Source organism: Caballeronia zhejiangensis (genome assembly GCF_000698575.1).
Classification (GTDB): Bacteria; Pseudomonadota; Gammaproteobacteria; order Burkholderiales; family Burkholderiaceae; genus Caballeronia; species Caballeronia zhejiangensis.
This window is the reverse complement of the sequence record NZ_JFHD01000046.1, coordinates 39,940-46,023: the sequence shown is the minus strand read 5'-3', so window position 1 is coordinate 46,023 and position 6,084 is coordinate 39,940. Positions and strand designations below refer to the sequence as shown.

Annotated in this window: 5 protein-coding genes and 1 pseudogene; 4 read left to right on the top strand and 2 right to left on the bottom strand. The window is 61.9% G+C overall.

What is annotated here, in order from left to right; translation table 11 throughout:
* The first annotated feature begins 2 nt into the window (after positions 1–2).
* From BG60_RS32245 to BG60_RS32235, 3 genes are read left to right on the top strand one after another with little or no spacing between them, the layout of a single operon-like run.
* A complete protein-coding gene (locus tag BG60_RS32245; RefSeq protein ID WP_241484915.1) occupies positions 3–1,571 on the top strand; it encodes a GMC family oxidoreductase in 1,569 nt (522 codons plus the stop codon).
* On the top strand, positions 1,571–2,572 hold the full coding sequence (locus BG60_RS32240) for an SDR family oxidoreductase (RefSeq protein WP_008345207.1): 1,002 nt from the start codon (positions 1,571–1,573) through the stop codon (positions 2,570–2,572). Before BG60_RS32245 ends, BG60_RS32240 begins: the two co-directional genes overlap by 1 nt.
* 5 nt (positions 2,573–2,577) lie before the next feature.
* A complete protein-coding gene (locus tag BG60_RS32235; protein ID WP_008345209.1) occupies positions 2,578–4,353 on the top strand; it encodes a glycoside hydrolase family 15 protein in 1,776 nt (591 codons plus the stop codon).
* A gap of 116 nt (positions 4,354–4,469) precedes the next feature.
* Here BG60_RS32235 and BG60_RS32230 read toward each other — a convergent pair.
* Together BG60_RS32230 and BG60_RS32225 are read right to left on the bottom strand one after the other, a co-directional pair.
* Positions 4,470–4,887, bottom strand: a pseudogene (locus tag BG60_RS32230) (low affinity iron permease family protein).
* 68 nt (positions 4,888–4,955) lie between these two features.
* Positions 4,956–5,330, bottom strand: a complete 375-nt coding sequence (locus BG60_RS32225) for a sensory rhodopsin transducer (RefSeq protein ID WP_008345212.1) — start codon at positions 5,328–5,330, stop codon at positions 4,956–4,958.
* Between the two features lie 118 nt (positions 5,331–5,448).
* Here BG60_RS32225 and BG60_RS32220 point away from each other — a divergent pair, with 118 nt between their 5' ends.
* On the top strand, positions 5,449–5,634 hold the full coding sequence (locus tag BG60_RS32220) for a hypothetical protein (protein ID WP_008345214.1): 186 nt from the start codon (positions 5,449–5,451) through the stop codon (positions 5,632–5,634).
* Positions 5,635–6,084 lie beyond the last annotated feature (450 nt).

Below are 6,084 nucleotides of genomic sequence, written 5' to 3'. Positions count from 1 at the left end.
GGATTCCGATGCGCGCGTATCCGCAGAACGAAGCGGTGGACTTCGCGATCGTCGGCACGGGCGCGGGCGGCGGCACCCTTGCCTGCCGTCTTGCGGAGAAAGGGTTTAAGGTCGTCGCGTTCGATGCCGGCGCGTGGTGGCGTCCGCTCGAAGAGTTCGCATCGGACGAGACGCATCAGGGCAAGCTCTTCTGGACCGACGAGCGCATTTGCGACGGCGATAATCCGCTCAAGCTCGGCAACAACAACAGCGGCAAGTCCGTGGGCGGCAGCACCGTGCACTTCGCGATGGTCTCGCTGCGCTTCCGGCCGCAATGGTTCAAGTCGCGCACGCTGCTCGGCTACGGCGCGGACTGGCCGATCGACTGGCGCGAGATGTGGCGTTATTACGGCGAAGTCGAGGAGGCGCTGAAGATCGCCGGGCCGGTAAGCTACCCGTGGGGACCGAAGCGGCCGCGCTATCCGTATCGCGCGCATGAGCTGAACGCGGCGGCGCTCGTGCTGGCGCGCGGCTGCGAAGCGCTCGGCATCGACTGGGCGCCGACGCCGCTCGCCACGGTCTCCGCGCCGCGCGGCGAGGCGCATCCGTGCGTCTATCGCGGATTTTGCGTGTCGGGTTGCGCGACGAACGCGAAGCAAAGCGCGCTCGTCACGTGGATACCGCGCGCGGTGCGCGCCGGCGCGGAGATTCGCGATCTCGCGATGGTCGGCCGCATCGTCATGGGCGACAACGGGCGCGCGACCGGCGTCGAATATTTCCGCGAAGGACGCTGGCAGTTTCAGCGCGCACGCAACGTCGTGGTCGCGGGATACGCGATCGAAACGCCGCGCCTGTTGCTCAACTCGGCAACGGACCGTCATCCCGATGGCCTCGCCAACCGTTCCGGTCTCGTCGGCAAGAACCTGATGGTGCAGACCAATCAGGCCGCGTGGGGCACGATGGATGAAGAAGTGCGCTGGTACAAGGGGCCGCCCTCGCTTGCGCTGACCGAGCACTGGAATTACGAGGACAAGGGCAAGGACTTCTTCGGCGGCTATTGCTACATGAGCCAGGGACCGCTGCCGGTGGCGTGGGCATCGACGCAGAACGGGCGAGGTCTCTGGGGCCAGCAGCTACTCGACGAGATGCAGAAGTACAACCATCAGGCGGGGTTAAAGATAGTGGGCGAGACAATGCCGCAGGAGCGCAACCGCGTGACGCTCGCCGACGAGAAGGATCAGTACGGCCTGCCCGTCGCGCGCGTGACCTATTCGCTGTGCGATAACGACAAGCGGCTCGTGGCGCATTCGCTTGATTTCATGAGCCTCGCACTCGAAGCGGCCGGCGCGCGCGATGTCTGGCGCGAAACCGACGACACCTGCCACCTCAACGGCACCGCGCGCATGGGCGGCGACCCCGCAACGAGCGTGGTCAATGCCGATTGCCGAAGCTGGGACATCGACAACTTGTGGATCTGCGATGGCTCCGTCTTTCCGACCGTCGGCGGCGTGAACCCGTCGCTGACCATCCAGGCGATTGCGCTGCGCACCGCCGACCGGATCGAGGCGCTCGCCGCGCGGGGAGATCTTTGATGTGTGAGACACGGAAAATCGTCGTCATCACCGGCGCGGGCGCAGGTGTCGGGCGTGCGGCGGCCGACGAGTTCGCCCGCCACGGCTATGACGTCGCACTGTTGTCGCGCGATGCTGAACGACTCGCGCGAGCCACCGCGCAGATCGAGGCGCGCTTCGGCGTGCGTGCGCTCGCCATACCCACTGACGTCGCCGATGCGCGCGCCGTCGATGCGGCGGCATCGCAAGTAGAGGACACGCTCGGCCCGATCGATGTGTGGGTCAACGTCGCGATGGCGACCGCGTTTGCGCCCGTCTCCGCGCTCACAGCCGAAGAAATCGAGCGCGGCACACGCGTCACATATCTCGGTCAGGTCCACGGCATGATGGCGGCGCTCTCGCGCATGCGCACACGCAATCGCGGAACGATCGTCAATGTCGGCTCAGCGCTGGCGTACCGCTCCGTGCCGCTGCAATCGGTGTATTGCGGTGCGAAGTTCGCCATTCGCGGCTTCACGGATTCGCTGCGCTCCGAGATCATCCACGACAAGCTTGACGTTCACCTGACAGTAGTCGAGCTTCCGGCGATGAACACGCCGCAGTTCGACTGGGCGATGAACAAGACCGGCAAACGCGCCCGGCCAGTCGCGCCGATCTTCCAGCCGGAGGTCGCCGCGCGCGCAATCTTCTTCGCGGCGACGCATCGCCGGCGCGAGGTGTGGCTTGGCTTCTCAACCGTGAAGGCGATTCTCGCCAATCGCATCGCGCCCGCGCTCATCGACCGGTATCTAGCACGCGCGGGCTATGCAGGCCAACTCACCGAGGAGCCGCCTGAAGGCAATGCCGCAGGCAATCTTTTCGATCCCGTGCCCGGCGACTATGGTGCGCATGGCCGGTTCGATGATGAAGCGCGGAGTCATAGCTGGGAGATGTTCACCGACCGCCATCGCTCGGTTTTCTGGGGACTCGCGGGCCTTGGCGCGGTGGGCCTGCTGCGCTTCGTCTCTAAAAAACGGAGCTGAGCCAAATGAGCCGGCCCATCGACGACTATGCGCTCTTAGGCGACGGCCAGACCGCCGCGCTGCTCAGCCGCAACGGCTCTATCGACTGGCTGTGCTGGCCGCGCTTCGACGACGACGCGTGCTTCGCCGCACTTCTCGGCACGTCGGACAACGGCTGCTGGACGCTGACACCGGTCATGCACATCGAACGCAACGTGCGTCGTTACCAGCCCGACACGCTGATCATCGAAAGTGACTTCGAGGTCGGCGAAGGCGCGGTACGCGTGACCGACTTTATGCCCGTCGGCGACGGCCCGAGTTCGGTCGTGCGCATCGTGACAGGCTTGCGCGGCCTCGTCGAGATGCGCTCGGATTTGCGGCTGCGCTTCAACTACGGCGAACTCAAGCCGCTGATCGAATGCGTGGACGGCGCAATGCAGGTGCGTATTGGGACTGACCGCGTCGTGCTTCGCGCGAACGTCGAGATGACGGTTCACGATGGAGCGATTCTCGCCACGTTCACCGTCGCAGCGGGCGAATCCGTGACGTTCGCGATGAGCTATGGCCATGCGCACGAACCGCTACCCCAAGCGTTCGACGTCGACATCGCGCTGCGTTCGACGCAACGTTTCTGGCGAGACTGGATTAGCACGTTCGACGACAACCGCACGGCCTGGCCGGTGCAGACCCGTCGTTCGCTTCTGACTCTCAAGGCGCTTATCCATCGCCGCACCGGCGCGATCGTCGCAGCACCGACGACATCCCTACCTGAAGCGCCCGGCGGAAGGCTCAATTGGGACTACCGCTACGCGTGGCTGCGCGACACCAGTTTTGCGATGGTTGCGCTGCTCAACGCCGGCTACTACGAAGAAGCCGGCGCGTGGCGCGACTGGCTGCTGCGCGCCATCGCGTGCTCGCCGGAGCGCAGCCGAATCATGTACCGTGTGGACGGCGGACGTCATTTACGCGAATGGAACGTCGACTGGCTACCGGGTCATCGTTATGCGAAGCCCGTGCGAGTCGGTAATGCAGCGGCACATCAGCATCAGCTCGACGTGTTGGGGGAAGTGATCGATTGCCTCGATGTCGCGCGACGCGGGGGCCTCGAATCGTCCGACAAGGAAGAAGTTATTGAGACGCACATTGTCGAACATCTCGAAAAGATATGGCACTTGCCCGGCGCGGGCATCTGGGAATCGCGCGGTGAACCCCGTCACTACACCTATTCGCGCGTAATGGTCTGGGTGGCGCTCGATCGATTCGTAAAGCATTGCACAGCGGAGAGCGCCCTTTCGCCACTCGTGGAACGCATGGCTTCGTTGCGCGAACACATTCGTGAAGAAGTGCTTCGCGAAGGCTGGAACGAAGGGTTCGGCAGCTTCACGCAGTACTACGGCAGCGACGCGTTGGACGCGAGCCTCTTGTTGTTGCCGCTGGTCGGCTTCCTGCGCGCCGATGATCCGCGCATGGCCTCGACGATTGCACGCATCCGCCGCGACCTCTGCGAGGACGGCTTGATTCGACGCAACGAGCGGCAAGCCGGGAACGCTAACGAAGGCGCTTTCCTCGCATGCTCATGCTGGATGGCCGATTGCCTGAACCTTCAGGGACGCACAGAAGAAGCGCGGCAGCAGTTCGAACGCGTGCTCGCCACGGCAAACGATGTTGGGCTGATGTCCGAACAGTACAATGCCCAGCGCCATGAACTCGCCGGTAATTTCCCGCAGGCGCTTAGCCATCTTGCCCTCGTCAATACGGCGCTCGGCTTATGCGGGCCGACGTTGCAACGAGGCGGCGGCTAAGCGCATCGTTAAACTCCCACAGAAGGCGATTCGACGAGAGAATGCAACATGTCGATCAATGATGCATTGTGGACGCTCGCTTTGCCTTGGGCACTGCGTCCTTGCGCACGCTTGGTTTAGTGCTCGACACGGTTCAGGATTTTTGCGCCGCTGCTCGACAACCGCAAGTCGCTGCGCGCTTCTTTTGCAAGTCTCTCGTAATGCTTCCGAAACTCAGCGAGTTCTTTCTGATCCAGTTGATCGAAATCGAGCAGCGCGTTGTGCGCGGTATCTATCGCTCGGATGATCTCATCGAGCTTGATCTGCATGGCCGCCGTGTCTCGGTTCTGAGCATCGTGAATCAGAAATACCATGAGAAACGAAACAATCGTGGTCGACGTATTGATCACCAGTTGCCAAGTATCGCTGAAGTGAAACAGCGGGCCTGATGCTGCCCAACCAAACACGAGGCTTGCAGCAGTGACGAACGTCCAGGAGCGCCCGGCAAGTCGAGCGAGTTTAATTCGAGGAGCAAAGGAACCAGGAAGTCTTCATCTCGAGTCCCCACCAACCTGTAGACCAAGAACCGTGCATTGGCGTTCAACGTTCCGCGCCGTCAAGTGTCAGTCGCTGCCAAATGCGACCGTGGTCAACAAAGCCAGCTCCGATTGCCGCGAATCGAGGCGAGCGTGCTGAATGACCACAGGTACATCCGATTCGAAGTAGCTCGCGTACTCAGTCCCAGTTGGTATTCTCTCGGGTTCGCAGAGATCATTGAAGCGCATATGCCACGTCCGCCTGGCTGGCACGGTGATGCGATATGGCCCGGCGGGTGCGCGATCCTTGAAGAAGATCGTAACTTCGATATGCGCGTCTTCCTCACCCGCGTTGAGGATGCACGCCGCCTCGTGGCTCTGCAGATCCGCACCGTCGCCATTGCTATACGGCGGCAGATAGCCTTCAGCGATCGCCCATCTGCTTTTTCCTATCGCGCTCATGCAGCCTCCTCATTCATCGCCGTACGTCAACGATGATTAAGCAAAAACCGCTCCCTTCGTCGCTTGCATACATCACATTATGATATATATTTCACAATAGCACGACGCGGGAGGAGCCATGTTGATCAACAACGACTTCGAGATCGGATATGTCATCGCCGTCTTCTCGCTGCTGGGGATCATCTTCGTCGGAGCGCTGTTCGCGAGGCTGCACCTTGAGCGCTGGCATCCGCGGATAGTCGGCGCGGTGCTGGGCGCGCTGATCGGCTTTGCGCTGATTGAAGCTGTGCCGATCATTTCTTAGTGTTGGTCACTTTCGATGACGCTTTGGCGCCAGGCGGCACCAAAGATGCGGTTGGTTTACTCCGCACGAGGCGCCACTAGTCTCGATTTTCCGGCGCTGCAGATGATGTCCGCGTCATTGCGCCCAGCCTCCCGCAACATATCGAGGAACGGAAGCGCCCGCGATTGGAGACCCAACCCGGTCCGCGCGGCAGCATGCGACAGCGGATGATAAATTGCACCATGCTCGTAAGCGATGCATTCGTCTTCCTTCAGGACCTTCTCAAAGCGATCATTCGCGGTGTCAAACTCGCTCGGCAGTATGACGTCTCGAGACCGATACGCTTATCAATCACGCCAAAGCCTGCGAGGTCGCGCAACATGAGGACATCGGGCGTGGCCTTCGAACGAAATTTGACTATCTTCGTCATACTCCTTTGCACGAGCGTTTGAGTTCGGACGAACGGCGCGG

Excerpts from the sequence above, each read along its gene's own strand:
- BG60_RS32240 (WP_008345207.1), top strand. The coding sequence starts at position 1,571 with ATGTGTGAGACACGGAAAATCGTCGTCATCACCGGCGCGGGCGCAGGT.
- BG60_RS32235 (WP_008345209.1), top strand. The coding sequence starts at position 2,578 with ATGAGCCGGCCCATCGACGACTATGCGCTCTTAGGCGACGGCCAGACC.
- BG60_RS32225 (WP_008345212.1), bottom strand. The coding sequence starts at position 5,330 with ATGAGCGCGATAGGAAAAAGCAGATGGGCGATCGCTGAAGGCTATCTG.
- BG60_RS32220 (WP_008345214.1), top strand. The coding sequence starts at position 5,449 with ATGTTGATCAACAACGACTTCGAGATCGGATATGTCATCGCCGTCTTC.